A 24,793-nucleotide genomic window follows, 5' to 3' on the forward strand; every position below is an offset into this window, starting at 1 on the left:
GGAGTTGGTCTCTGCGGCGTGCGTGAAGCATGCGTAAACCGACGGACCGCCCAATCCGCGAGAGCTCGGCTGACTGTGCCTGAAGTTGTGCTCGGGCGGCTGCCGTCGTGGACTGACTGCAGTCCCTGAGGTGTTGAAGACGTGCCGATTGACTCTCCTCTTAGGGGAGGCTGCAAGCTGGATTCATGTTGAAGATCGGCGAGTTCGCAGGTTTGACGGGGCTGAGCGTGAAGGCGCTTCGCCACTACGACGAGGCCGGGGCGCTCGTGCCCGCCGAGGTGGACGGTCGTACGGGATACCGGCTGTACGCGGAGGGGCAGGTGCGCGCGGGCGTGGTGATCCGTGCGCTTCGGGACGCGGGAGTGCCGTTGCCCGAGGTGGCAGATGTGGTCGGTGGCGGGAAAGCGCTCGAAGTGCTCGAGCAACACCGGCTTCGTGTCCTCAAGGAACGCGAGCGGGAGGACCTCGCGTTCCGCGATGCTGAGGGTGTGCTCCGCGCGCTTGCCGTGGTGGTCGACGTCACTGAGCGGACGATGCCCGCTCAGCCTTTCGTGGGGCAAGTCCTCGCTGTTCCGGTCGATGATGTTGACGCCGTGTCGGACGAGGACGCGAACGAGATCTTCGGCGCACTGTTCGTCCGACTGCAGCGGGCAGGTCTCGGTCCCAGCGGGCCATTCTGGACCGCGCTGCGCGCTGGTGACCAGGGAACCATCGAGATCGCATGCTGCTGGCCCACGCCGGAGGATGTGCCCGAGGATATGCTCGGGTCCGAGAGCTTCGCTGCCGTGCTTCCGGCTCGTACGGAACTCGTGGCGACATGGCGTCCTGCCGGTGGCGAGGAGCTCCCTGATGGGATCCTGCATCCGGCGGTAGTCGGTCTTTTTGATGCCGTCGATGAGCTCGGCTTCGAAATGGGGGCGGTGGAGATCCGTCAGACGGTGACTGGACAGAGCGCTGACGACTTCGTCGTCGAACTGTCGGTGACTGTGTCATGACAGCGGGTGTAGGCGGGGCATGCGACCGCCGACGTCGGCATGGTGCTGACGGCATGGCGGCGTTAGCGCCGGCTCGAGCGAGGTGACGTCGTGCCTATCCGAGCGAGAAGCCGGTGCCGGGCTCGAGGCGCCCGACGGCTCGTGGCGGTGTGACGCGGGTCGTGCATGGTCGTGGCCTGGAGGTCTGCGTCTCGGAGCGCTGTCTTGAACCAGGACTTGGATCCGCTGCTGGCCCGGGTGCGCCGCATGTACTCGCCAGCGGAGTTCGGGACCTACGGGTATGCCAATGCGGGCGGGTGCGGACCGAACAAATCCCTCCGTCTTCTCCGGCAGTTGTCGCCGCGACGGCTCATGGTGTCAGAGCCCGGCGGCATCCATTCTCTGGATCAGGGACGGGCGCCGGGCGTTCTTTCGGCGCACCTCGGCGAGGTAGTCGTCGGCGATCTCGGGGTGTCCGGCTGCTCGTGCGGCGGCGCGGAGTTTCGTCATCCTGCGTACCGCGCCGGGGTAGACGCGGGTGTTCGCCTCGATCAGACGGTCGTCGATGAGCTGCGCCATCACGGGGAGTACGGCAACGGGATCGATCTTGCTGTACCGGTCGACGAGGTCATCCCACTGTTGGGAGAGAATCGACGTGCCGTTCTCGGCCGCGCGGAGTCCCTCTGCCCATGCGCGGGCGATGTCATCCGCGTCGATCAGGTATGCGATCAGCTCCCACGGGCGTTCGCGCATCCGATCGATCGCGTGCTCCCGGATCGCTGGCCAGTCTGGTCCTGAAGCTGACTCCCACGCCTGCGCATTGGCCGTGGTCGGCCATCGTCGGAATACCTCTGAGGCCGCGTCCGCGGCACTCTTGCCCGTTGCGATTGCCAAGGCGACCCAGAGCTCGCCGCACTCCTGCTGCTGGTGCGGCCCGCCGGGCAGAGTCATGCCCTCGTGCGCGATGACGGTCGCGCGGTCGAGCAGTCCGGCCTCATGGAGCGCTTTGGCAGCGGCGGCGTGCATGTGGGCGCGCGGCATGTCTCCGCCGTGGGTGCGGACGATCGCGTCCTCGTCACCACGCAGGACGGCGAGGCGCTGCAGGTTGTAGAGCACGGCATGGCGGGCATGCCACTCGTCGTCGTGTGTGAACTCCGGGTCGGGCCGCCCGTCGAAGGGTGTGGTCAGCGTCCGTCGTCGCTTGTCGAGGTGAGCTTCGAACCTCACGATGCCGGCTTCGCCGAGAGCGTCCGCGTAGTCGACGACGTCCACCGAGAAGTACTCGCCGAGTTCGCCGAACTGCTGCTTCTGGATCCACCCGGTCAGCGTGGCCGGCGGAGGCGGGCTCTGATCGCACAAATCGGCATGCAGGTTCAGCAGCTCCTGGATGACGAGCTGGATGAGTCCGCCGGAATCGTCGGCGCGCATGAGGACACGGAAGGTGCTCCCGATCGCCTTCTGCACGACCGGGATCACGCCTTCGGCGCCGTAGTCGTCGGCCATGTCCGCCAGGAGTGACACCCCTTGTTCGGCTTCGAAGGCGTAGGTCTGCACCGACCGCCAGTCCCACATGTCGCGTCTGGTCGTGCGGAACGAGGCGAGGACGTTCGGGATGTCGAGGGCCAAAGGCATCCGTCCAGGATGCCACTGCCCGAGGCTCCGCGGCCGACCGGTGCCAAGGCCGCAGGCCCCGGTCTCACCGTTTCGGCTGATGGAAGAAGAAGATTCGGCCGGATGTCAATCCAGCTCCGAACGGCTCGTCTCGCGATCGTGAAGTCCATCGCGCTCGTGTATCAACTCCGGCCGGCGTGGCATGCTCGCTGTATGGCGCGGACGTGGCTGTCGGTGAGGGTGGAGCTCTTGGGCGGGCGGGGCGAGGACCTGTGGCCGTGGCCGGGCCGGATATTCGCCGTGGCGCCGTCGCACACGTTCCTTGACCTGGCTGAGGCGATCGATGACGCGTTCGCGCGATGGGATCGCTCGCACCTCTCCGTCTTCACCCTCGCCGATGGTCGTGTCATCACCGACGACGAGACCGGGCAGGCGCTGGCGTCCAGTTCGTTCGGGCCGGTCGTCGCTGCGGTGGACATCGAGTCGGCGAAAGTGGGACGGATGCTGACGCTCGGCGCCACGTTCCAGTACACGTTCGATCTCGGCGACAACTGGGTTCACCGCTGCGTGGTCGGCGAGCGCAAGATCGATCCGCTCGATGAGGTCGGGATTGTGCCTAATAAGCCGCTTCCCTACTGGGGGTGGGGGAGCATCCCCGACCAGTACGGCAGGAACTGGGATGGCGACGACGGTGAGTCGCGGATGCCGCAGCGACCGCGGGCGCTCGATCCGATGCAGACTCATGAGTGGCCAACTGTGGGTGCTGTGGCGGAACTCGACATCCGGGCTGTCCGCGCCGCAGTCGCGGCAGCCGATGCGGTGGGCTTCCTCGATGCGCTGACGGGGCGGGAGATCGATGACGCGCTCCAGCAGGTCGGCTCCGGAATGGCGATGGCATTGCGCAGCCGGCGTCGCCAGGCCGAACCGGTGGCGCTCTCCCTGATCCACCGGCTCACCGGGCGGAGCGGCCCTGGGGACCAGGTGCTCGCCGACGATCTGCTGGCACTGCTGCGACGTGAATCGCCCGCAGCACACACTTCCCCGGTCGACCTCGACGAGCTCAGTTCGTTCCTGGAGGGCGACTTCGGAGAGTCGAGCACGGTCTACGTCGACGTCCTGACCGGTGAGGCCTTCAGCGGAGACTTCACCGACCCGGCCATTGTCGGGGAGGACGCAGCGATGAACGTCGAGGCGGAACCTGATCGGTGGGTCCGGCTCGAACGGGCTGGATCACGGGACCGGTGGGAGGACATGGAAGCGTTCGTGCTCCGTCAGCGCGATAGCGCGCTGCGAGACCGACTGATCCGCGCAATCGAGGGCGCGGGCGCGTTCCGCCGCTTCCGTGACCTCGTCCATGACGAGGGGCTCGCCGAGCAATGGCAGATCTACTCCGACGACCGCCGATGGGGCAGAGCCCGTGACGCGCTCGCGGATGGCGGCATCCGCGTCTTCTGACAGTGTCGAGCAGGTCCATCTACTGATCTGCCAGGGACGCGTGGTACGGTAATCGCAACAAACGCAACCTCCTGCGTTCACGTGTATTGAGGTGATTCCCGTGTCTCGCGCTGCAGTCGTTGAAGAGACGTATCTTCCCAGCAAGGGCGACGAGCTAGCCCCTGTTCTGGACTTCCTTACCGCCCATGAGGCTGCCGGTCGGGTCGTTCCCGAGCCGCGGTACTTTCTTGCGGGAGCGCACCCAGGTGATCAGGTAGAGCTTCCGGAAGAGATCTACCTCGCTCTCCGCAAGATTGTTCATGCGATGCAGAGCGGACTGGCTGTCTCGGTTGTGCCGCAAACAACGAGGCTGACCACTCAGCAGGCAGCGGATCTCCTGAACGTGAGTCGCCCGACCGTTGTGAAGCTCCTCGACGAGGGTGAGATCCCGTTCGAGAGGGCTGGAACGCACCGGCGCGTTCTCCTCGCGGATCTCCTCGACTACCGGGAGCGCCGGCGTGAGCGTCAGTACGACATGCTCGCCGCTACGCGTGACGCTGTTCACGAAGACAACGTCGAACAGACGCTCGAGGACCTCAAGGCGGCGAGGAAGGCGGTCGCGGCGAGGCGGGCTGCACTGCTCTAGCTTCGCAGCCTGACAGGATGGGGGTCGTGTTCACGGCGACCCTCGACACCAACGTGCTGTGGCCGAGCCTGCAACGTGACTTCCTGCTCTCCCTCGCGGTTGAGGGTGCGTATCGGCCAACCTGGAGTGCGGTGATCCTCGAAGAGCTCGAGTATCACGAAGCGGCCAAGCTCACGAAGCGGGGGATCCCCACAGTCGAGGCTGCTGAACGCGCGGCGACCCTCATTGCCGCGATGCGCCGCGAGTTCATCGACGCCGAGGTCGAAGGCTGGGAACCGCTGGAGGGCACGTTCGGGCTTCCCGACCCGGACGACGAGCACGTGGTCGCCGCGGCCGTCATTGCAGGAGCCGGCGCGATCGTCACGGAGAACCTCAGAGACTTCCCCGCAGACAAGATTCCACCGACCATCCAAGTGCTCAGTGCGCGCGAGTTCGCGAAGAACACGGTCGCCCTCAACCCGCGGCACGCGCTCGCCGCGGTGCAGGAGATCGCGAGCCGTTACGGCCGCTACGGTGCGGCACTCACTGTTGAGGAGATCCTCGATACTCTGCGGGACCGATACAGCATGATCCAAGCCGTCGAGATGATGGTCGAAGTTGCAACCGAGTAGGCTCAGATCGCACGCCTGCGGTGCAGGCAAGGCCGCCCAATTCGTGCTTGGCGCCCGCCCGCTCCGGGCCCACAGCATCCGTCTTGTTTCATGCCATAGACCGTCGCGCATTGCCCCGTCGATGAGACCGCGCACCCGCCTCGCTGAACCGGCCGGAACCCGCAGCTGACCGGCGTGCCTGCCTCGAGAGACGCGCTACGGCGCGTCTCTCGTTAGGCCCTCCGCATGAGCACGTACTTCGAGCTCGAGCAGGAGGCGTTCCTGATCGTCTTCGAGGCTCATCCCGGTGACTCGCTCGACGCGCTTGAGTCGCTGCCGCAGCGTGTTCGGATGCAGATGCAGAGCACGCGATGCGCGTTGCGGGCTCTTGCCCTCACGGAAGTACACGTCGATCGTGCGAAGCAACTCGCGGCCATCTACGTACGGACTGGCGAGGATAGCCTCGACCGCCGCTCCGGTGAGCACGCCCCGTTCCCAGAGGGTTCGCACAGCTCGCGACACCTGTAGATGCGCTCTCTTGGATTCATAAGTCGTTACCCCGCTCGTTCCCTCGACGGAGGAGTTCTTCAGCATCGCTTCGACGGTTTCGCGTGCGACGGGCAACTCGCGCGGGCTCTCGACCGAGGGTCCCATTGCGCACCGCATGCTCACCTTCAGCTGTGAACTCAGGGCACCGGAGGTGCGCTCAGCCCATGGGAGGATCGTGGACGCGGGGGGAGGATCGGGGATGAGTACGTACGCGATGGACTGTGCGATGGCCACCTGGGCCTTCTGTCGGATCACGGCCGCATGGAGAGCGATCACCGCGGCGGTCGAGGCGGCGAAGGGCTCGGCGGGTATCTCGTCCGATGCGAGCGCGAACGCGACCAGCATCCATGTTCGCGACTCCTCGAGGCCGAGGATGGCGGCGAGCGTTCGACGGGACTCTGTGCTCCGCCGCAGTCCGAGCAACTGCAGAAGGGTCTCCGAATCGCGAGACTCGACGCGGTCGGCGCGTGCGATTGCCCTGGCGGCGAGAGCAGCACCTGCTGCGAGGATCTGACGGGCCCGCGGCGCGAACTGCGTCGCTCCCTGTTGCACCCATATGGTGCCGAGATGCCTCTGCGTGCGCTCGTCGATGATGCCCGCGGCCAGCCGGGGCTGGATCTCACCGTCTCGCCCGAACTCCAAGACCCGTCCCGGCCGGCTCAACTGATCCCACACGCCCTGGGCCCGCAGCTGCTCGCGATGCCCAGGTGGAGCGCCGCGTCCGAGGATGGAATCACGACGCAGCTGGTCGGCATGCTCGTCGAGCGGCGAGAACGCCAGGACTCGGCTCTGCATGTCGTCGATGGAGACGTACCCGTTAACCTGATCAGCGAGCGAGTTCGCTATCGCGAAGAGATCACCGGCCTGCGGCCGCTCTGGCGTGCCGTCGGGCGGGGCCGTGTCGGCTTCAGGAGCCGACGCGATCATCCTCTCTACCAGCCCGTGAAGTTGACCCCAGGGGACATCGGCGTTCACCCGTGCTACGTGAGCAATACCGGCTGCTTCGGCGAAGTGCTCGAGGTCCGCAGCATCCGAAGACTTCGCCATCACGAGCGCGGGGCGAGACGCCGCGAGGTCTTCTAATCCGCTCGCGAGGTGCTCGGAGGTCTGCCCGATGAGCAGGACGACCTCATCGGAACGATCCAGCCGGGGCACGCCTTCGTCATGCGCCTCGACGATGCTGCATGCCCTGATTGCGAGAGCCGGCGCCCTCGACTCGCCCAAGAGCGTCACCATGCCGCGAAGGTTGGTCACCAGTCGGTCCAGCGTCTCCACGCCACTCCCGTTTCGCCGATTTTTCTAGCCTGTTTCGATCGTGGTAAATCGTTGCATGTACCCACCATTCTCGTAAACATTGTGTGCGCTTGCACGGTACTTTGGTGGCCCGCCTTCCGTAACATCGCTCACAACCAATACTCACCATCACCCGCAGGAGTCCGCATGCGTCCTACTCATCGCATACAGCACGCACTTGTTACGGGCGCCGTTGTCGGTGCCGTCGTCCTCAGCCTGGCCGGGTGCTCGTCCGCTACAGACCCGGCGGCATCGACCGATTCGACGGTCGAAGGGGAGACGTTCGTCATCCCGCAGCAGACCGGTGTGCCGCCGTGGGCCTACACGGACGACACTGACGCACTGATCGGCATGCTGCCTGACCTTTCGTCGGCTCTCGCGCCGTATCTCGGGGTGACGATCGAGAACGAGCGCACGACGTGGGAGAACTCGCTGCTCGGCCTCGAGAGCGAAAAGTACATCTTCGTCCCCGGCGCTGACGCGACACCGGAGCGGCTCGAGAAGTTCGACTTCGCTATTGCGTTGCAGGACGCCTACGGATTTCAGGTCAAGGCCGGCAACCCTGAAATCGCTGACGACATGATGGCGCTGTGCGGGCTGAGCATCGGGCTCCCGGCATCGTCGAGCCCCATCCAGTCTCTGGAGGAGCAGTCGGCGAAGTGCGTCAAAGCGGGCGAGGAGGCGATCGAGATCAAGACTTTTCCTGATTGGGCAAGCGCCGACCTCGCCACGCAGAGTGGGCAGGTCGACACGGCGACGGCAACGCTGAGCTCGATGGCCTATCAGACTGCTGAGAACCCGGATAAGTGGACCATCACAGGCCCACGCTACCTGGAGCTGGAGATCGGCTTCGCGGTGCCCAAGGGCAGCGCCTGGGGCCCGAAGCTCGTCGACGCGTTCAACGAGATGATCGCCGACGGAGCCTATGCCGCGATCTTCGACGTATACGGCACTTCCGGCATGATGATCGAAGAGTCGCACCTGGTGACGCAATGAGTAGTTCGCTCATGACCGCCCCCGACTCCGAAGCCGTGTGGCGCGTGCGGGCCAACAGCCTGGGTGCTGCCCCGCACGAGCAGCACAGCCATATCGTGCGCAACTCGATGGCTGGCCTTGTGCTTCTCGTCGCCGTCGTAGCGATCATCGATTTCGTCATGCGCCCAGCTCTCGGTTGGCCCGTCGTGTGGGAGTACCTGTTCGCGCCGAGCGTGATGCAGGGCATCGGCAACACTCTTCTGCTGACTGTGCTGTCGATGAGCTTGGCACTCGTCGCATCGGTGATCCTGGCGAACATGCGTCTGTCGGCTAACCCCGTCCTGCGCGCGATATCAGGCATCTATGTCTGGTTCTTTCGGTCGATCCCGCTGCTCGTGCTGCTCATCCTCTGGTTCAACATCGCGATCATTTACCCCCGCATCGCGATCGGAGTTCCGTTCGGGCCGGAGTGGTGGGCGATCGACACCTCGACGGTGGTCAGCGGATTCTGGGCGGCGGTCTTCGCATTCGGCTTCCAGCAGGCTGCGTACACGTCGGAGGTGATCCGGGCATCGCTCCTCGCTGTCCCAGCCGGCCAGCGTGAGGCGGCGGCTGCCATTGGCATGACCAAGCCCCTCATGTTCTTCCGCATCGTGCTGCCTCAGGCGATGCGCATCGCGATCCCGCCGATCAGTAATGACACGATCAATCTCCTGAAGGCAACGTCGCTCGCGGCATTCATCTCGGTGCCCGACCTGCTGTACTCGGTGCAGACGATTTACAACCGCACCTACGACATCGTTCCGCTGCTCTTGGTGGCGACGATCTGGTACGCGGTCTTCGTCAGCGTGCTCTCCTATGGGCAATACCACCTGGAGCGAGCGCTCAGCCGCGACCGAAGGGCGGTGAGGTGATGACCGTTCCCCTCATCGCCGCGTTGAACATCTCCAAGTCTTTCGGCTCCCATCAGGTCCTTCGATCAGTCAGCTTTGAGGTAGCTCAGGGAGAGGCTCTCTGCATCCTTGGCCCATCTGGAAGTGGGAAGAGCACTCTGCTCAGATGCCTCAACATGCTCGAGCGTCCCGATGAAGGAGCAGTCTTCCTCGGAGGCGATCTCATGGGCTACCGCATGCACGGGAATGGAATCAGAGAACTCCACGACAAGACCGAGGCGCGGCAGCGGCAACGTCTGGGCATGGTGTTCCAGCAGTTCAATCTCTTTCCCCACATGACGGTTCTCGAGAACCTCACGGAGGGGCCTGTTCAGGTTCAGAAGCGAGCCCGCTCGATCGCGAAGGCCGAGGCTCTCGCCCTTCTCGATCGTGTCGGCCTGGCGGAGAAAGCCCGGAGCTTCCCTGCCCAGCTCTCGGGCGGCCAGCAACAGCGTGTCGCCATCGCACGGGCGCTGGCCATGCGGCCGGAGGCGCTTCTCTTCGATGAGCCTACGAGCGCGCTCGATCCCGAGATGGTGAACGAGGTCCTGCAGGTGATTCGTGAGCTCGTGCGCGATGGGATGACCAGCATCATCGTCACCCACGAGGTGGGATTCGCGCGCGAGGTGTGCGATCGCTTCCTTTTTATGGAAGACGGCCTTCTCGTGGAGGACGGCCCCGCATCGGCCCTCAACCAGGATGCCGCCCACGCTCGCACCAGAGCCTTTCTCGCCAAGGTCCTGTAAGGGGATTCGGATGCCCAAACGCACCAACAGAGCACCCGGCAAGCCGTCGGTCGCGATCATCGGAGCGGGTTTCGCCGGGATCGCTATGGGGGTTCGGCTGCTTCGCAGCGGGATCACGGACTTCACGATCTTCGAGGCCGGTGACGGCATCGGCGGTACGTGGTTCCACAACACCTACCCTGGGGCCGAGGTGGACACTCCGTCCCACATGTACTCGTACTCGTTCAAGCAGCACGACTGGTCCCGACCCTTCGCGACGCAAACGGAGTTGCTCGGTTATCTCGAGGAGACCGCCGACGATTGGAGGCTGCGGGAGCACTTGACGCTTCGCACCCGCATCGTGCGGGTGGAGTGGGATGAAGCATCCCAGAGCCAGCACGTCCGCGCGGAGGACGGGCGCGAATGGCGGTTCGCCGCGGTCGTTTCGTCGGTGGGGCTGCTCAACGTGCCGTCCGAACCTCGCCTGTCGGGGCGAGACCTCTTCGCGGGGCCGGTCATCCACACCGCGCGGTGGGACCACGGCGTGCGTTGGCAGGGCAAGCGGATCGCCGTGATCGGCACCGGATCCTCTGCCGCCCAGGTCGTTCCCGCGCTCGCGCCGGCTGCCGGCACGCTCACGCTCTTTCAGCGACAGCCAGCGTGGGTAGACATGAAGGAACGAAGCACGTTCACCCCGGAGCAGCGCCGCCGGCTCAACTCCGGGCGAGGTTATCGGCGGGAGCGCGCGCGACTCTTCTGGAACCAGGAGAAGAACTGGTTCGGCGGCAGAGTCGTGCGGCCGGGTTCGCGCGCCGACCGCATAGCCGTCGAGCGATGCACCCTGCACCTCGAGCGCTCGGTGGCAGACGCGGAGCTGCGCGCGCTCCTTACTCCGACGGGGGCCTACCTTGCCAAGCGACCGGTCCGAAGCAACGAGTATCTTCCCGCACTCCAGCGGGACAACGTCCGAGTAGTCCCGCGAGCGGTCGCCGGACTGTACGAGGACGGCGTAATCGACTCTGGCGGCGAGCGTCACCCCGTCGACATCGTCGTCACCGCGACCGGATTCCGCCCGGCCGAGTTCTTGCTGGGGATGACGGTACTCGGCGAAAGCGGTCGGGATATCCACGAGGTGTGGGGCGACGACCCGCAGGCCTTCTTGGGTATCGCGGTTCCGGGCTTTCCGAACTTCTTCATGATGTACGGGCCCAACACGAACTTCTATGCCATCGTCTACAACCTTGAACGCCAAGCCGATTACATCGCCCGAATTCTTCAGCGGATGGCGAGAAAGGGCTTCACCTCAGCCACAGTGAAAGCGCGATATCACGACGTGTTCAACGACGCGCTCCAGAGGCGGATGGCCAAGACCAGCTTCACGCAAGGCCAGAGCTACTTCCGCTCGAAATCCGGCCGCGTTGTAACCCAGTGGCCTGAGGGGGCGATCGTCTACGGTCTCCTCACCCGAATGCTCGCGGTCCCGGCAACCCAATTCGAGCGTGGCGGTCACTTGAGGCAGACCGGTTTCGGAGCGGAGCCACGCCGTGTCGAGGCCGTCGAGTCGTTGGAACGCCAGTGACTGCGTTCTGAAACACACGCAGCAGAACCGAACGTGCTGGGCCCGCCGAAGTCGGTGTCGACTGCCGCAAACACTGTGGGCCCGGCACTGAACACGCACCTTCTTGAAGCGGCCTGACTTTCACATTATCGTCGAATCGCCTCAGGTGGAGTTGAGGATCACTTGGGCTTCGGCCATGGGTGACAGCACCGTCGTCGAGATGGCGCGTGGGTCGTGCATGCCGATTTCACGCTAGGGGTCTGCGTGCGAAGTCATCGTCATCAACCGTTGACGTCCTGCGGAATTCCTAGCGGATTGGCGTCCTGCAGTGGCTCGGGCAAGAGCACGGCGGGGAAGTTCTGGAACGCCACGGGGCGCAGAAAGCGGCTGATCGAGGCGGTCCCGACGGCCGTCGTGGTCGAGGCCGTCGTGGCCGGGTATGGTCCGCCGTGCTGCTGTGCATGGGTGACGGACACTCCGGTCGGCCACTGGTTCCACAGCACGCGGCCGGCCTTCTGCGTCAGGAGGGGGACGAGCTCACGGGCGATCGCGAGGTCTTCGGCGTCGTCGTCGGCTACCAGCGTCGCTGTCAGCTGGCCTTCGAGAGCCATCGTGAGGTCTCGCAATCGTGCCGGATCGGAGTAGCTGACGATCAAGCCGAACGGGCCGAAAACCTCGGTCACCGTCCCGTCGGGGTTCTTGAGCACGTCTTCGATATCCGCGTGCAGCAAGGTGAGTCTCGGCTCCGTCAGGCTCGTGTCAGCCTCGCGCAGGGGGTTCACCCCGTCGCGCGCCTGGAGCTCGTGGAGGCCCTCGACGTATCCCTTCAGAATCCGGTCGTTGAGCAAGGGTCCACCCACAGGAGCGGTGGCTTCGCGCAGTGCATCGATGATGTCGGAGCCAGTGGGCACCACGAGCATCCCCGGCTTGGTGCATAGCTGTCCTTGGCTGCCGGTGACGGACGCGACATAGCCCTCGGCGATCTCAGCTGTCCGGCTGCGCGCCGCTGCGGGTGCGACGAAGGCCGGGTTCACGCTCCCGAGCTCTCCATAGAAGGGGATCGGTACAGGGCGCGCGTTGGCGATGTCGAACAGTGCCCGTCCGCCCGCGATCGAGCCCGTGAAGGATGCCGCCTTGATGAGTGGATGACGTAGCGCTTCGACGCCGCGCTGGGTGCCGTGGATGACGGTGACCAGATCCGCGGGCGCTCCGACGCGCTCCACGGCTCGCGCGATCGCCGCAGCGGTCGCGTCGGAGAGTCGGGGATGCCCCGAGTGCGCCTTGACGAGCACGGCATTGCCCGCCGCGAGGGCTGCGGCGGTGTCGCCGCCGGCCACCGAGAACGCGAACGGGAAGTTGCTGCCGGCAAACACAAGCACCGGTCCAATCGGCACGAGCATGCGTCGCAGGTCCGGTCGAGGTGCACCCATCTGCCACTGCGGATCCGCGCGGTCGATACGCGCGTCGAGGAAACCACCCTCCTCGGCCACGTCCGCGAACAGACGCAGCTGGAAGGTTGTCCGTGTGAGTTCGCCGGCCAGCCGAGGCAGGGCCAGGCGAGTCTCCTCCTGGGCGATCGCGGTGAGGTTCGCGGCTGCAGCATCGAGCTCGTCGGCGATGGCGCGGATCACGCGCGCACGCTCGACGTACCCATACAGTGTCCACCGGTCGGATGCTGCGGCGACGCGGGACACTGCCTCGTCGACATTCTGCTCGAGAGAGCTGTCGCCTGTCGTCATGATGCCAGCCATCCGCCGTCAACGTTGAGAACTGTGCCCGAGATGTACTGCGACGCGGGGGAGAGGAGGAACACACACGCGTGTCCTATGTCGGTGGGATCTCCCAGTCGGCGCATGGGGATCCTGCCCATGATGCGGTCATGGTCTGCGGGGTTCTGGAGCAGCCCCTCGGTCATCTCCGTGGCGAAGTACCCCGGGCCGATGACGTTGGATCGGATGCCGTGTACCGACCATTCCGTCGAGAACGCGCGGGCCATGCCCACCAGGCCGGTCTTGGACACCACGTACGGCGAGATGTTCGGCAGACCGATGCTCGAGTTCAGCGAGCCGATGAAGATGTGGGAACCGCCCCGCGCTCCCGCGATCTGCTGCCGGGCGATCGCCGTGCTCAGGAAGTACGGCGCGTGCAGGTTCACCGCCTGGATCCGCAGGAATTCGGCCGGGGTGACGTCCACAGCAGGCTTCCGCAGCTGGATGCCAGCGGCGTGCACCACGGCGTCGATCGGCGCGATTCGTGAGATCTCCTCAACGAGTGCGTCGATGCGGTCGAGCTCGCCGACGTCGGCGGGGACCGCCTGCGCCGCACCGCCTTCGGCCGTGATCGCGTTGACCGTTCCGGCTGCCTGCTCGGAATTGCGCGCGACGATCGTCACACGACCTCCGGCGCGTGCGACCGCGTGCGCGATGGCACTCCCGAGGCCGCGGCTTCCGCCGGTGACCAGCACGTGCGCGTTGCCGAGGTCGAAGGGATGGGCGTCGATACTCATTGCGCTCCTGAGAAGTCGATGTGCGGGGCGAGCGCCTCGGCCGCGGCCGTGACGCGGTTGATGTGCGCGATCGTCAGTTCGCGCGCTGTCGGGGCATCGCTTGCGGCGATGGCCTCGGCGATGAGTCTGTGCTCTTCGTGGGTCTTCGATCGCTCCGGCGAGTACCCCGGACTGCGCAGATAGGTCGCGGCGAGGATCTCGTTGATCGGCAGCGACATGTGCGCGAAGAACGGGTTGCCCGTCGCCCGGGCGATGACGGAATGGAAGCCCAGGTCGGCGGCGACGTGCGCCGCGGTATTCGCGCTCTCGCCCTCGTGCACCACCTCGATGAACTCGACGAGCTCGAACAGTTCATCGAGTTCTGCGTCGGTGCGGCGCAGCGCGGCGTGCGCAGCCATCTCAGGTTCGAGTGCTCGCCGCATCTCCATGAGTTGCGGGAACGTGCCACCGCCGAGGCGCAGCATGAGCGCTACTTGACGGGAGAGATTGCGCTGATCGAACTGGGCGACCTGCATGCCTCGGCGCGGGCGGATGCTGACGACACCGCGTGCCACGAGAGTGCGCCCGGCTTCGCGGATGACGGTGCGACTCACACCGAATGCCTCGGTCAGCTCCGGCTCGGTGGGCAGTTGGTCGCCCGGCCGGAGGTTCTTCTCGAGGATGTGCGCCGTCACCGCATCGGCGACCTGCTCGGACAGCGGACGCCGCTCGGTGGTCGCATCGGACAGCGCGGTTGCGGGCGCAGGCATCATCGTCGTCGTCTCCTCGTTAGGTCAAGCGACCTGGCAGCGCAGGGCATCGCCGTTGAGAGCCCGGAGGGCCTCTTCACTCGCCAGACGCTGAAGATTATCGAGCGACTCCTCGTCGTAGAACGCGGCGTGCGGCGTGATGACCAATCGTGGCACGTCGCGCAGCGGCGAATCTGCAGGCAGCGGCTCGGCACGTGTGACATCGAGCAGCGCACCCGCGAGGTGGCCGGATTCGAGAGCGGCACCCAGTGCCTCTTCGTCGACGAGCCCGCCGCGGGCCGTGTTGACGAGGAGCGCGCCCTCCGGCATCCGGGACAGAAACGCGGCGTCGATGACATTCGACGTCTCGGGCGTCAGTGGCGCGTGCAGCGTGAGCGCGGTTGCTCGGTGCGACAACTCGTCGAGATCGACGCGCTCGACACTGGCGGCGGCGAGCACCTCGTCGGGGCAGAAGGGGTCGTAGGCGACGGAGCGGACGCCGAACGCCTGCAGGCGGCGATGTACCGCCTGAGCGATGCGACCGAACCCGAGATAACCGATGGTGTGCTGGCGAAGGCTCCGCACAGGACCGAGCCCGGTGGGCGTCACCCATCCGTCCGAGCGCAGGGCACGATCGTAGAGAGGCAGTCGACGGGCGAGCGCCACCAGCGATGCCGCCGCGTGGTCGGCCACGGTCTCGACGCCGTAGTCCGGCACGTTGGCGACGCGGATGCCTAACTCCGCGGCGGCGACCAGATCGACGTTGTCGACGCCGACGCCGTAGCGGATGACAGTGCTGCCCGGGCGCATCGTCTCCAGCACGCCCCGGGTCATCGGTGCGAAGTTGACGAGCGCGACATCCGCGTCGACGACTGCCTCCCCCGCAGATTCCTCGGTCTTGGCGGCGTACTCGCAGAACGACGCACCGGCGATGCGTGCCGCTGCCTGCTCGTGATGCGTATCCGCGAACGCGTGATCGGTGACGACGATGCGCTGACTCATGCGCGCCCCTTCCGCTTGCAGCTCGTGTCTGCGAACGGTGCTTCTCGGTGAGAAGCATGGGTGCGTCGTCGCAGCGGTGAAAGCACTGGTTGATCTGACAAGAATAGTATCATAATATGAATGCTGATCGAGTGAAGAAGCCTAGGCTGCTCGGTTTCGAGAACCCGTTCTTCACAACCCAATGGAGGGAAATCCTGTGATCACCAACGCTTCGCGCATCGGAACCCGATCGCTCGCCACGCTCACACTCGTCGGTGCTGCGACGCTCGTCCTCGCCGGCTGTGGGGGCCAGGCGCCCAATACGTCCGGACAGGGTGGCGCAGAGGATGCGCTCAACGTCGGGATCTTCGTCGACAACGCCTTCGGTGACGGTGACTTCTTCGACCAGGCGGCGCTGGCGCAGTCTTCCCTCGAGAGCGACTTCGATGCGCGGGTCACGACGTATGAAGGGCAGCTGCAGGCACAGAATTTCGCACCCCTGCTCCAGGATGCCGCGGACCGAAACGACATCGTCTACGTGCTCGGCTTCGAGGCCATCGACGCAATGATCGACGCGGCTACGGCAAATCCCGAGACCCAGTTCGTCTTCATCGACGGCGACGCGGGAAGCGAGGATGTCGTGTCGGCAGTGTTCCACACTCAGGAAGGCTGTTTCATGGCGGGTGCGCTCGCCGCGACAGTCAACGCCGACAACGGCTCGACGGTTGCCGGCTTCATCGGGGGCGTCAATGCGCCCGTGGTCGAGAACTGTGAGTCGGGCTACACGCAGGGCGTCACGCACGTCGACTCCGCGCAGTCGGTCGCGTCGCAGTATGTCGGCAGCTTCGTCGACCCGTCGAAGGGATCCGAGATCGCCTCGTCGCTGGCGTCGACGCGCGGGGCGTTCGGCATGTTCGCCTACGCCGGACTGTCCGGCTCGGGCGTTTTCGACGCCGCCAAGTCGGGTGTCGACATCGCACCCATCGGCGTGGTGGCAGACAAGTCGTCGCTGGCACCCGGCAAGGTTCCGGGAAGCCTCATCATGGGCGTCGACAGTGTCATCCTCGACCTGACCCAGCAGTACATCGATGGTGCGCTGAACGGCGGAGACGTTGTCGAGTTCGGTTTCGCCGAGGGCGGCTGGGACATGGCCTACGACGAGGCGATCCTCGGAGCTGACAACATCGCTGCGCTCGAGACGTTGCAGGAGTCGATCATCGCGGGCGATGTGACGATCAATGACTGACAAAGCCCCCGTGGCAGCCCCGGTCCTGGAGCTGCGCAACATCTCCAAGCGCTTCGGCGACGTGCTCGCCAACGATCGGGTCGACCTCACGCTCTATGCCGGCGAGATCCACGCGCTCGTCGGAGAGAACGGTGCCGGAAAGACGACGCTCATGCGCATCCTCTTCGGGATGTATCGCGCTGACACGGGCGCTGTGCGACTCAAGGGCAAAGAGGTTGCCTTCCATCGCCCGAGCGACGCGATCCGTGCCGGGGTCGGCATGGTGCACCAGCACTTCATGCTCGTGCCGTCGTTCACGGTCGCCGAGAACGTGGTCCTCGGCGCGGAGCCATCGCGCGGTGGCGGATACAGCGCCCGAGCGGCGGCCGAGGCGATCGCCCCCGTCGCGAAGCGTCTGGGGGTCACCGTCGATCCGCAGGCAATCGTCGGAGACCTGAGTGTGGCGACGCAGCAGAAGCTCGAGATCATGAAGGTGCTCTACCGCGGAGCACAGATCATCGTCCTCGATGAGCCGACCGCCGTCCTCACCCCCGCCGAGACGACCGAACTGTTCGCGCTGCTGCGGCGGCTGGCATCCGAAGAGAATGCGGCGATCGTCTTCATCTCACACAAGCTGCGCGAGGTGTTCGAGGTCGCCGATCGGATCACCGTGCTGCGGCAGGGCCGGACCGTCGAGTCCTTCCTCGCGGCCGAGACCGACACGGAACAGGTCGTGGCGGCGATGACGGGACGCAGCGATGTGAACCTCGGTCGCGTTCAACGCGTGCACCACATCGCAGAGACCCCCGTGCTCGATGTCAGCGGGCTCACGACCGAGAAGGCCACGCACGACGCGGCCCTTGAAGACGTGAGCTTCACGGTCCGTCCGGGTGAAATCGTGGGCATCGCCGGTGTCGAAGGCAACGGCCAGACCGCGCTCGCCGAGGCGCTCGTCGGTGCGATCCAGCCCGCCGGTGGACACATCCTGCTCGACGGGACCGAGCTCACCGGACTCTCCCTCGCGCGTCGACGCGATCGAGGGATCGCCTTCGTGCCCGAAGACCGCCAGCGTGAGGGGATCCCGATGAATGGATCCGTCCTCGAAGGGCTCGCAGCGGGCAAGATCCGCCGTGTCCTGCGCGGGCCGTGGCTCGTGAACGCATTGCCCAAGAGCACCCGCGAATGGGCCAAGGAGATGGTGGATCGCCACCGGATCCGCACTGCGTCGATCGACACGCGATGCGCGTATCTCTCGGGCGGAAACCAACAGAAGATCGTGATCGCGCGCGAGCTGGAAGAGAGTCCGAAGCTGCTCGTTCTTGCTCAGCCGACGCGCGGGGTCGACCTCGGGGCGATCGATTTCATCTACTCCCGCATCGTCGAGGCCGCGGCCAATGGATGCGCCGTTCTGCTCATCTCAGCGGACCTCGACGAACTGCTTCGGCTGAGCGATCGCATCCTCGTGATGTACGACGGACGCATCGCCGCCGAGGAAGAGGCGACCACCACTTCCCGTGAACAACTCGGGGTGCACATGGTCGGACTCGGAATCAGGGGTGAATCATGACGGCCACGACGACGTCCATCATCATCGCGCAGTCCAAGCGCGCCACGGCTCACACGCTCCGCTCGGTGCGCAACGGAGCATTCGTGCTCGTCATCGCTGTCGTCGCAGCTGTCGTGCTTATCCAAGCCCAGGGGTACGCCGCTCTGCCGACGATCGCGGCGGGCTTCGACTACTCGCTCGGCTCGCTGAACGCCGTGGCGCGCACATTCGCGTGGGGGCTTCCTCTCGTGGTCGCGGCCCTCGGTGTCTCGCTGGCCTTCCGGTCGGGCATGTTCAACCTGGGTGCCGAAGGTCAGGTGTTCGCCGGTGCTATGGCCGCAGCCCTCGTGGGCGCCTACATCGGGCCGATGTTCTCCCCGCTCCACCTCGCCCTCACCACCCTCGCCGCGGCAGTCGCCGGCGGTCTCATCGCCGGCGGACTCGGCTGGCTGCGGGCGAAGTGGAACGTGGACGAGGTCGTCTCGAGCCTGCTGTCCAACTACATCGTGATCCTGTTCTGTGCGTACCTCGTAACCGGTCCTTTGCGCGATCCCTCGCGCCAGAGCGGCACGACCGAGCGCGTGCACGACACGGCGATGTTCTCCGAGCTGATCCCGCGCACGGGGCTGACATGGGGCGTGATCGTCGTGCTCGCCATCGCTGTTTTCGCCTGGTGGCTGAGCGAACGCAGCGTGACCGGCTACCGCTGGCGCATGACGGGAAACGCCCCCGGCTTCGCCGCAGCGTCGGGAGTGAGTACGGTCCGATCGCAGATCCGCTCCATGGTGATGAGCGGCGCGCTCGCCGCCGTCGCTGGCTCCATGCTGGTCACCGCGTCTCAGGGACGCTACTGGACCGAGATCGGCGCTGGCATCGGATGGGATGCCGTACTCATCGCCCTCGTCGCCCGAGCTCGCCCGATCCCGACGATCATCTGGGTCGGCATCTACAGCATCATGCGTTCGACGGCACGCGGGATAGAGCAGGTCTCGCTCGTTCCGTCCGAGCTCTCCAGTGTGCTGATCGCCATCATCATCATCGTCGTCGCGGCGCGTGCGGGGCTGTTCGCCCGGGTCTCCGACCTGTTCACGCGTCTGACGACGCGAAAGGAGCGTTGAGCATGGAGATCCTGGACGCGTTCCTGTCCTCCGGTGTCCGGTTCGTCACGCCGATCCTGCTCGCAGCACTCGGGTGCCTTCTGACCTCATGGACGAAGGACCTGAACGTCGGGCTCGAAGGCGCCATGCTCTTCGGCGCGTTCTTCGGTGTCGTGATCGGTTTGGCGACAGGCGATGCCCTCCTCGCCGTGACGCTCACGGTGCTGCTCGGCGCGGTTGCCGGAGCTTTGTTCGGAATCCTCGTGTCGGTCTTCAAGGTCAATGTGTTCGTGGCCGGCATCGTGCTGAACATCTTCGCCGCGGGCGCGACCGTCTACATGCTGCGCAGCTTCTATGGAGTGAAGGGGACGCTGAGTGACACGGCCATCCCGTCGCTGGCGAAGATCACGGTTCCCGGTCTCGACGGCGTGCCGATCGTGGGTGCCATCCTGTCCGGGCACACGGTGCTGACCTATATCAGCTGGGTCATCGTGATCGGCCTCGCCCTGGCGGCCCGCTATACGATCATCGCGCGCCATCTCAAGGCCGCGGGCGAGCACCCGGAGGCGCTTGAGTCTGCGGGAGGCAACGTCACCCTCATGCGCGTCCTCGCACAGGTCTGGTGCTTCATGCTGTGCGCGCTCGCGGGGGTGCAGCTGAGCATGGGCCAGCTGTCGCTATTCACCGAGGGGATGACGAGTGGGCTGGGCTTCGTCGCGCTGGCGGCGGTGATCTTCTGCCGCGGCCGGGTCGGCCTGCTCACGCTCATGTGCGTGCTCTTCGGGATGGCCACGGCCACCTCGATTCTCGTTGACGAATCGATCATGCCTCCGCAGTTCGCACAGATGCTGCCCTACGTGGTGGCGTTCATCGGACTCGTCGTGCTCGCCAGGACGTCCAAGTCGGGTGGCATGCGCATCGCCACCCCCAAGCTCGAGGAGGCATGATGACCCGTGTCCCAGACGCATCTGAGGTCGAATTGTACGACGCGGCCAAACAGTTGCTCATTGCCCGGCACGACCCCGACATCCACCAGGTCGCTGCCGCTGTGCGCGCCGACGACGGCAACGTCTACCTCGGTCTGCACATCGGGTCCCGGCGTGTCAACGTGTGCGCCGAATCATCGGCGATCGCGAACGCCGAGATGGCGGGCGCGGGTGACCTGCGCACCATGGTGGCGGTCTGCAAGAACGACGCCGGCGACATCGTCGTCACCAACCCGTGCGGCGTGTGCCGTGAGCTGATGGGCACCTACGCGCCGAACGCCGACGTCATGGTCGATGACCGCGGTGACGTCGTGATGGTCGGTGCGGATGCCCTGATGCCGACCCGCTGGATGTTCCCCCACGAGAACGATTGGACCCCCCATGAGCCTGCTGGCCAATAGCGGTGGCGCGCACCGCCGCCCGACCATCACCGACATCTGCCTGATCACCCCCGATCTTGACGGAAGCATCGCCTTCTATGTCGAGACGCTCGGGTTCACGCTGCGTAGCCGCATGCCCGGCTTCGCCGACTTCCAGGGACCCGGTGTGATTCTCGCCCTGTGGGAAAGTGGCCAGCTCGAGAAGACCACGGGTGTCCCAGGGCACGCTGCCGCCGGGCCCGGACGCACAGTCATGCTGGCCTGCGAGGTGGAATCGCCAGCCGAGATCGACCGCATCTACGAGGAGTACCGCGGTCGGGGCGTGCACTTCTCGGCCGAGCCCCGCGACTATCCATGGAACGCCCGGTGCATCTACTTTGACGGCCCCAACGGAGAGTTCTGGGAGTTCTTCGCGTGGTATGAGGGCGGTGAGCCCGGCATCGTTGACGCCGGGTCGGCCGTCCAAGAGCAGCGAGGTGCGAAATGAGCACTCGACTGCGCGCACATGACGTGCTGCCCGCCGACGCGGACGCCCTCCTTGTCGGGCGCGTCCATTCTGCCGAAGCAGCGGGCGCGAGTCTGGTCGTCGTGGATGGCGACCAGCTCGTCGATATCACCGACCTCGGGCCGACGACGACTGTCCTGTTCGCGGAACCCGATCTTCCCACGCTGCTGCGCAGTGCGCGTTCCGACGCCCGCCGTAAGCGATGGAGTCTCGACTCAGCGCTCGACTTCGACCCGCAGCATCCGACCGCAGCCGACGTGCGGCTCCTCGCTCCCATCGACCTGCAGGTCGTGAAGGCTGCGGGGGTCACCTTTGTCGAGTCGATGCTCGAGCGCGTCATCGAGGAGCGCGCGGGCGGTGATGCTGCCCGTGCCGACAGCATCCGTGACCAGCTCGTTGAAACCATCGGTGGTGCCATCTCGACGATCCGGCCGGGATCCGCTGAGGCTGCGAAGGTGAAGCAGCTGTTGCAGGCGGAGGGGCTGTGGTCGCAGTACCTCGAGGTCGGCATCGGCCCCGACCCGGAAATCTTCACGAAAGCGCCCGTCCTATCGGCGATCGGCTCCGGCCATGCCGTCGGGGTCCACGCCGAATCGACGTGGAACAACCCGGAGCCCGAAGTCGTGCTCGTCGTGCGCGGTGACGGTGTGGCGATCGGTGCGGCCCTGGGCAACGACGTAAACCTGCGCGATTTCGAGGGTCGCAGCGCGCTTCTACTCACCGAGGCGAAGGACAACAACGCTTCGTGCGCGATCGGTCCCTTCGTCCGCGTCTTCGATGAACAGTTCGACATGGATACCGTGCGCGGTCTCGACGTCCGACTGAGAGTCGACGGACCTGACGGGTTCGTGCTCGACGGATACAGCTCGATGCGCAACATTAGCCGTGACCCGGAGAGTCTGATCCAGCACGCATGGGGCGACCATCACCAGTACCCTGACGGCTTCGTGCTGTTCACGGGAACGCTGTTCGCCCCCACACAGGATCGACACGCGCCCGGTGCCGGGTTCACGCACGAGCTGGGCGACGTCGTCAGTATCTCGAACCCGTCGCTTGGAACTCTGGTGAACACCGTCATGCATGCCCAGAACGCTCCGCGATGGGAGATCGGCATCTGGGAGTTCGTGTCCAATCTGCGCAAGCGCGAGTTGCTGTAGTCGCGCCCGCACCGCCGAAACCACATCGACCAAGGAGACTGACATGTATAGAGTTGTGAACCCCGCGACCGGGGAGACGCTGAGCGAGTACCCCACCTTGAGTGACGCAGAGCTCGACAACGAGATCGAGACGGCAGCGGACGCGTTCCGCTCCTGGCGCGAACTCACAGTCGCCGAACGCGCCGCTATCACGCGGCGCGTGGCCGAGGTGTTCGCCGCGCGCAGCGACGAGCTCGTGCGAACCATGACGCGGGAGATGGGCAAGCGTCCTACGGAAGGCCGCGGCGAGATCGAGACCGTCGTGTCGATCTTTACCTATTACGCCGACAGGGCCGACGATCTCCTTGCCGACGAGGAGTTGGAGATCGTCGGCGGGAAGGCGACGATCCGACGCCTCCCGACGGGCGTCATCCTCGGCATCATGCCGTGGAACTACCCCGCCTACCAGGTCGCCCGTTTCGTCGCGCCCAACCTCGTGCTGGGAAACACGATGGTGCTCAAGCACGCATCCAACTGCCCCGAGACGGCGCTCGCGATCGCGGACGTCCTGCGTGAGGCGGGCGTTCCTGAGGGCGCTTATCGGAACGTCTTCATCGATACGTCACAGGTGGAGCGGGTCATCGCCCACCCGGCGGTGCAGGGTGTCTCGCTGACCGGAAGCGAGCGCGCGGGCAGGGCCGTCGCCGAGGCCGCGGGGCGACACCTCAAAAAGGTCGTACTCGAGCTGGGCGGCTCGGATCCCCTCGTCGTGCTCGATACCGACAGCGTCGCTGACACGGCGGCCACGATCGTCGAGTCGCGTCTGAGCAACGCCGGCCAGGCGTGCAACGCGCCCAAGCGCGTCATCGTGCTCGACGAGCTCTACGACGAGATGCTCACTTCGGTCGTCGCCCAGGTCGAGCGGTACACGGTCGGTGACCCCGACGATCCCGCCACGATGCTCGCGCCGCTATCCTCGCGGAAAGCAGCGGAGGACGTCGTCGCTCAGGTGCGGCAGGCCGTAGAAGACGGCGCCACACTGCACACCGGTGGTGATCTGATTGACGGTGCGAGCGCGATGATGACACCAGCAGTGCTTACCGGCGTTGAGCCTGGCACCGCTGCGTACGCCGAGGAGATCTTCGGGCCCGTCTTCGTTCTGTTCTCGGCCGTGAACGTCGAGGAAGCCATCGACCTCGCCAACGACACCGGCTTCGGACTCGGCTCGAGCGTGTTCAGCAACGACCGTGACCGTGCGCGCGAAGTGGGCTCGCGCATCGACGCGGGAATGGTGTACGTCAACCAAGCCGGCGGATCTCAAGCAGATCTGCCGTTCGGTGGAATTAAGCGAAGCGGCTTCGGCCGCGAGCTCGGCCCCTACGGTATCGACGAGTTCGCGAATAAGATGACGATCCGTCACTGACGATCCGACTCTGAGGGAGTGCGCCATCGCCGTTCGTGCACGGCGGTGGCGCACCGATCGCTGACGGGGCGGGCCGGGCGTCTATCTAGAACGTCGGTGCTTCGCTAACACACCGATAACGGCCACCGTCCATACGTTCCGAGCGCGGTCGCCCTGGGAATTCCGTGGGTATGCGCGGGAGACGGCGGGACGCGGGCGTAGCGTCGCTCGGACCGAGATGAAGGAGCAGGCCATGTCCATTCGCACTCGATCCGCCGCAGCATTCGTCGCCGTAATTCTTGCCGTCTCGCTCACCGCGTGCGCGACACCGGCCACGACAGGGCCGACCGATCCGGTGGGCATCAGCGCGACGCCGACGGCATCCTCGCCGGCCGCAACGGCAGGCCCCGATGAGATCGAAGGAATTCGCGTCGGCGAGCCGTTCTCCTCGGCGACTGCGGCGATCCCCGAATTTGCGACGACACCCGGGTGTGAATGGGTCGGCTCGGCGCCCCGCGACGGATACAGCCTGGTGGTCCAGCGCGAAACCGATGGCGACGATGACGCGCCGGTCGTTCTGGTCGCGGTGTCCGCCCCCTCCGATGAAGCCGCGGCCGCGGGCCCGATCACGCCTGAGGGGATCGGAATCGGCTCGAGCGTCGAGGATGCGCGCGCGGCGTACCCGGACGCGGTCGAGATCCCAGGCGTCGGCGACCGTCTCTACCTGAAGGTTCCCGGCGATGCGGGTGCGGCGCTCTTCCTCTCGTACTCGGATGGCGGCGACGTGATCTGGGCTCTCACGGCCACGTCACTGCAGACACCGCCGTACGAACCGTGCGCCTGACCCTGGCGCGCATTCGACTGAGGTCATCAACGGCGGCGCCGACGGCGCTGACGCCGGCGACATTTCCAGGCAAGACTGCGTTTGCCTGCAGCGCCGAAGCGAGCTTCGACGAGATCGCTCGGGCGGCTGTTTGGCCTCCCATTCTCGATCAGAAGGTGCGGTCGCCCTTG

General features: G+C 65.7%; 23 protein-coding genes. 17 read left to right on the forward strand and 6 right to left on the reverse strand.

Annotated features, from left to right (window positions below; translation table 11 throughout):
- Positions 1-185 precede the first annotated feature (185 nt).
- The gene (locus tag ACWIBS_RS13705; protein ID WP_376127728.1) at positions 186-995 is read left to right on the forward strand and encodes a MerR family DNA-binding transcriptional regulator; all 810 of its coding nucleotides are present in this window, start codon (positions 186-188) and stop codon (positions 993-995) included.
- Between the two features lie 357 nt (positions 996-1,352).
- On the opposite strand, the gene ACWIBS_RS13710 is transcribed toward ACWIBS_RS13705, so the two are convergent.
- Positions 1,353-2,606: a DUF6880 family protein gene (locus tag ACWIBS_RS13710; protein ID WP_376127729.1), complete on the reverse strand. Its 1,254-nt coding sequence runs from the start codon at positions 2,604-2,606 to the stop codon at positions 1,353-1,355.
- 138 nt (positions 2,607-2,744) lie between these two features.
- Between ACWIBS_RS13710 and ACWIBS_RS13715 the strand changes: the two genes are divergently transcribed.
- From ACWIBS_RS13715 to ACWIBS_RS13725, 3 genes are all read left to right on the forward strand, one after another.
- On the forward strand, positions 2,745-4,040 hold the full coding sequence (locus tag ACWIBS_RS13715; RefSeq protein WP_376127731.1) for a hypothetical protein: 1,296 nt from the start codon (positions 2,745-2,747) through the stop codon (positions 4,038-4,040).
- A gap of 100 nt (positions 4,041-4,140) precedes the next feature.
- Positions 4,141-4,665 carry an excisionase family DNA-binding protein gene (locus tag ACWIBS_RS13720; RefSeq protein ID WP_376127732.1) on the forward strand — a complete coding sequence of 175 codons (525 nt, stop codon included), beginning with the start codon at positions 4,141-4,143 and terminating at the stop codon, positions 4,663-4,665.
- A gap of 26 nt (positions 4,666-4,691) precedes the next feature.
- Positions 4,692-5,276, forward strand: a complete 585-nt coding sequence (locus ACWIBS_RS13725) for a PIN domain-containing protein (protein ID WP_454137034.1) — start codon at positions 4,692-4,694, stop codon at positions 5,274-5,276.
- Between the two features lie 195 nt (positions 5,277-5,471).
- Here the strand turns inward: ACWIBS_RS13725 and ACWIBS_RS13730 are convergent, their stop codons facing one another.
- Positions 5,472-7,079: a PucR family transcriptional regulator gene (locus ACWIBS_RS13730; RefSeq protein WP_454137035.1), complete on the reverse strand. Its 1,608-nt coding sequence runs from the start codon at positions 7,077-7,079 to the stop codon at positions 5,472-5,474.
- A 165-nt stretch (positions 7,080-7,244) separates the two neighbouring features.
- Here ACWIBS_RS13730 and ACWIBS_RS13735 point away from each other — a divergent pair, with 165 nt between their 5' ends.
- From ACWIBS_RS13735 to ACWIBS_RS13750, 4 genes are read left to right on the forward strand one after another with little or no spacing between them, the layout of a single operon-like run.
- Entirely contained in the window at positions 7,245-8,093 is an 849-nt protein-coding gene (locus ACWIBS_RS13735; protein ID WP_454137036.1) for a transporter substrate-binding domain-containing protein, read from the forward strand.
- A gap of 11 nt (positions 8,094-8,104) precedes the next feature.
- On the forward strand, positions 8,105-8,986 hold the full coding sequence (locus ACWIBS_RS13740; RefSeq protein WP_376127740.1) for an amino acid ABC transporter permease: 882 nt from the start codon (positions 8,105-8,107) through the stop codon (positions 8,984-8,986).
- Positions 8,986-9,750, forward strand: coding sequence for an amino acid ABC transporter ATP-binding protein (locus ACWIBS_RS13745; protein ID WP_376127778.1), 765 nt, complete (start codon positions 8,986-8,988; stop codon positions 9,748-9,750). Before ACWIBS_RS13740 ends, ACWIBS_RS13745 begins: the two co-directional genes overlap by 1 nt.
- A 10-nt stretch (positions 9,751-9,760) precedes the next feature.
- On the forward strand, positions 9,761-11,308 hold the full coding sequence (locus tag ACWIBS_RS13750) for a flavin-containing monooxygenase (RefSeq protein WP_376127742.1): 1,548 nt from the start codon (positions 9,761-9,763) through the stop codon (positions 11,306-11,308).
- Between the two features lie 260 nt (positions 11,309-11,568).
- Here ACWIBS_RS13750 and ACWIBS_RS13755 read toward each other — a convergent pair whose 3' ends face one another.
- Genes ACWIBS_RS13755 through ACWIBS_RS13770 form a run of 4 tightly spaced genes read right to left on the reverse strand, consistent with a single transcriptional unit; the run spans position 11,569 to position 15,523 of the window.
- The gene (locus tag ACWIBS_RS13755; protein WP_376127744.1) at positions 11,569-13,026 is read right to left on the reverse strand and encodes an aldehyde dehydrogenase family protein; all 1,458 of its coding nucleotides are present in this window, start codon (positions 13,024-13,026) and stop codon (positions 11,569-11,571) included.
- The gene (locus ACWIBS_RS13760) at positions 13,023-13,793 is read right to left on the reverse strand and encodes an SDR family NAD(P)-dependent oxidoreductase (protein WP_376127746.1); all 771 of its coding nucleotides are present in this window, start codon (positions 13,791-13,793) and stop codon (positions 13,023-13,025) included. Before ACWIBS_RS13760 ends, ACWIBS_RS13755 begins: the two co-directional genes overlap by 4 nt.
- The gene (locus ACWIBS_RS13765) at positions 13,790-14,545 is read right to left on the reverse strand and encodes a FadR/GntR family transcriptional regulator (RefSeq protein ID WP_376127748.1); all 756 of its coding nucleotides are present in this window, start codon (positions 14,543-14,545) and stop codon (positions 13,790-13,792) included. The genes ACWIBS_RS13760 and ACWIBS_RS13765 overlap by 4 nt, the downstream gene beginning before the upstream one ends.
- 21 nt (positions 14,546-14,566) lie before the next feature.
- On the reverse strand, positions 14,567-15,523 hold the full coding sequence (locus tag ACWIBS_RS13770) for a C-terminal binding protein (protein WP_376127749.1): 957 nt from the start codon (positions 15,521-15,523) through the stop codon (positions 14,567-14,569).
- 196 nt (positions 15,524-15,719) lie between these two features.
- On the opposite strand from ACWIBS_RS13770, the gene ACWIBS_RS13775 reads away from it, so the two are divergent.
- From ACWIBS_RS13775 to ACWIBS_RS13815, 9 genes are all read left to right on the forward strand, one after another.
- Positions 15,720-16,748 (forward strand): BMP family lipoprotein, encoded by a 1,029-nt coding sequence (locus ACWIBS_RS13775; protein ID WP_376127750.1) that lies wholly within the window; start codon positions 15,720-15,722, stop codon positions 16,746-16,748.
- Entirely contained in the window at positions 16,741-18,294 is a 1,554-nt protein-coding gene (locus tag ACWIBS_RS13780; RefSeq protein ID WP_376127751.1) for an ABC transporter ATP-binding protein, read from the forward strand. The genes ACWIBS_RS13775 and ACWIBS_RS13780 overlap by 8 nt, the downstream gene beginning before the upstream one ends.
- A complete protein-coding gene (locus tag ACWIBS_RS13785) occupies positions 18,291-19,391 on the forward strand; it encodes an ABC transporter permease (RefSeq protein ID WP_376127752.1) in 1,101 nt (366 codons plus the stop codon). Before ACWIBS_RS13780 ends, ACWIBS_RS13785 begins: the two co-directional genes overlap by 4 nt.
- A 2-nt stretch (positions 19,392-19,393) precedes the next feature.
- A complete protein-coding gene (locus ACWIBS_RS13790; protein ID WP_376127754.1) occupies positions 19,394-20,317 on the forward strand; it encodes an ABC transporter permease in 924 nt (307 codons plus the stop codon).
- The gene (locus ACWIBS_RS13795; protein ID WP_376127756.1) at positions 20,317-20,757 is read left to right on the forward strand and encodes a cytidine/deoxycytidylate deaminase family protein; all 441 of its coding nucleotides are present in this window, start codon (positions 20,317-20,319) and stop codon (positions 20,755-20,757) included. The genes ACWIBS_RS13790 and ACWIBS_RS13795 overlap by 1 nt, the downstream gene beginning before the upstream one ends.
- Complete coding sequence (locus tag ACWIBS_RS13800; RefSeq protein WP_376127757.1) at positions 20,738-21,223, forward strand: VOC family protein; 486 nt, start codon at positions 20,738-20,740, stop codon at positions 21,221-21,223. Before ACWIBS_RS13795 ends, ACWIBS_RS13800 begins: the two co-directional genes overlap by 20 nt.
- On the forward strand, positions 21,220-22,398 hold the full coding sequence (locus tag ACWIBS_RS13805) for a fumarylacetoacetate hydrolase family protein (protein WP_376127759.1): 1,179 nt from the start codon (positions 21,220-21,222) through the stop codon (positions 22,396-22,398). Before ACWIBS_RS13800 ends, ACWIBS_RS13805 begins: the two co-directional genes overlap by 4 nt.
- A gap of 43 nt (positions 22,399-22,441) precedes the next feature.
- On the forward strand, positions 22,442-23,800 hold the full coding sequence (locus ACWIBS_RS13810; RefSeq protein WP_376127760.1) for an NAD-dependent succinate-semialdehyde dehydrogenase: 1,359 nt from the start codon (positions 22,442-22,444) through the stop codon (positions 23,798-23,800).
- A 232-nt stretch (positions 23,801-24,032) separates the two neighbouring features.
- Positions 24,033-24,623 carry a hypothetical protein gene (locus tag ACWIBS_RS13815; protein WP_376127761.1) on the forward strand — a complete coding sequence of 197 codons (591 nt, stop codon included), beginning with the start codon at positions 24,033-24,035 and terminating at the stop codon, positions 24,621-24,623.
- Positions 24,624-24,793: the final 170 nt, after the last annotated feature.

The organism is Microbacterium sp. NPDC055442, from assembly GCF_053644215.1.